Consider the following 1,242-nt stretch of genomic DNA (forward strand, 5'->3'; position numbering starts at 1 on the left):
ACGTGCACGCCGCCACGCTGCCGATGAACGGGCTCACCGCCCGGCCGCGGCGGTGCAGACCCGCCCGATCCGCCGCCCGCCGTCGGGCTCGGTGAGGACCCGGAGGTAGGCGAGCAGCGCGGGGCGCTCCCCGATCCAGGCGTGCCACGTCCCGGGATCGGTGTCCCGCCCGTCGACCTCCTGGTAGGGGCACTCCTGCTCGACGACGAACACCGCGGTCCGCAGGGCCAGGACCGCCTCGAGGTCGGGGGCGCCGAGAGCGTCGCCGCGGGCGGTGTGGATCTCGCCGTGGGTCGTCGAGCGCACCCGGTGAGCCTGCCACGTCAGGCGCGGTCCACGATCACCCGCCCGAGCGGGACGAGCGACACGGGGATCAGCTTCAGGTTCGCGACGGCCAGCGGGATGCCGATGATCGTGATCGCCAGCGCGATCGCGGTGGTCAGGTGCGCCAGCGCGAGCCACCAGCCCGCGAAGACGATCCAGATGACGTTGCCGATCGCGGACGGCGCGCCTGCGTCCGGCCGCTTGACCAGGTCCCGCCCGAAGGGCCAGAGCGCGAAGTCGGCCATCCGGAAGGCCGCCAGCCCGAAGGGGATGGTCACGATCAGGATGCAGCAGACGACCCCCGCGAGGAGATAGCCCAGGGCGAGCCAGATCCCGCAGAGCACCAGCCAGATCACGTTCAGCACGGTGCGCACGACTCGCGCCCTCCTCTTCCTCGTCCCCTCCAGAGTGCCGGCCCGGACAAGGGAGACAAGGGACCTGGGTCGCTGGCGGGCCACGCGGCCGGCGTGCCGTCGCTTGCACCGCCGGGGCGGCAGGAGGACAGTCGAGGCCAGGGCCCCTGGGTTCTACGGCCCGCGCCCCTCCGGCGCGGCACCCGAGTGCGGTGCACACCACGCCGCCGAGGAGATCGCCATGACCGACAAGTCCCCGCGCCAGTCCGCGAGCAAGAAGTCCGGCAAGAGCATCAAGCAGAAGCGGGCGGAGAAGAAGTCGGCGGCGTCCGCGGCCTCCCAGCGGACCGTGATCCCCACGCGCAAGGACAAGTAGCGTCCGTCAGGCCGCGGGCGGCGGCAGGATCTCGTCCACGACCACCGTGATCTCCACGGGCTCCAGCCCGGCCAGCTCCCGGACGTGCGCCCCGACGACCTCGCGGATGCGGTCGGCGAGCGCGTGCAGGTCTTGGCCGTAGGTGGCGGCCACGGTGATCTGCAGGGCGGTGCTGGAGCCGTGGGTGCC

At 72.9% G+C, this 1,242-nt stretch carries 4 protein-coding genes; 1 reads left to right on the plus strand and 3 read right to left on the minus strand.

Annotated features, from left to right (window positions below; all coding sequences use genetic code 11):
- Nucleotides 1-33: 33 nt before the first annotated feature.
- A complete protein-coding gene (locus tag H5J29_RS33320) occupies nucleotides 34-306 on the minus strand; it encodes a GNAT family N-acetyltransferase (RefSeq protein WP_181784856.1) in 273 nt (90 codons plus the stop codon).
- A gap of 17 nt (nucleotides 307-323) precedes the next feature.
- The gene (locus H5J29_RS33325) at nucleotides 324-698 is read right to left on the minus strand and encodes a YccF domain-containing protein (RefSeq protein ID WP_181784857.1); all 375 of its coding nucleotides are present in this window, start codon (nucleotides 696-698) and stop codon (nucleotides 324-326) included.
- Between the two features lie 220 nt (nucleotides 699-918).
- Here H5J29_RS33325 and H5J29_RS36040 point away from each other — a divergent pair, with 220 nt between their 5' ends.
- The gene (locus H5J29_RS36040; protein WP_281376168.1) at nucleotides 919-1,053 is read left to right on the plus strand and encodes a hypothetical protein; all 135 of its coding nucleotides are present in this window, start codon (nucleotides 919-921) and stop codon (nucleotides 1,051-1,053) included.
- Between the two features lie 6 nt (nucleotides 1,054-1,059).
- Here H5J29_RS36040 and H5J29_RS33330 read toward each other — a convergent pair.
- Nucleotides 1,060-1,242 (minus strand): Asp23/Gls24 family envelope stress response protein (locus H5J29_RS33330; RefSeq protein WP_181784858.1); only part of this gene is annotated, 183 nt, incomplete at its 5' end.

The organism is Pseudonocardia pini, assembly GCF_013870575.1.
Lineage (GTDB): Bacteria > Actinomycetota > Actinomycetes > Mycobacteriales > Pseudonocardiaceae > Pseudonocardia > Pseudonocardia pini.

Bases quoted from the DNA above. Each gene is read 5' to 3' on its own strand.
- H5J29_RS36040 (WP_281376168.1), top strand. From the start codon at position 919: ATGACCGACAAGTCCCCGCGCCAGTCCGCGAGCAAGAAGTCCGGCAAG.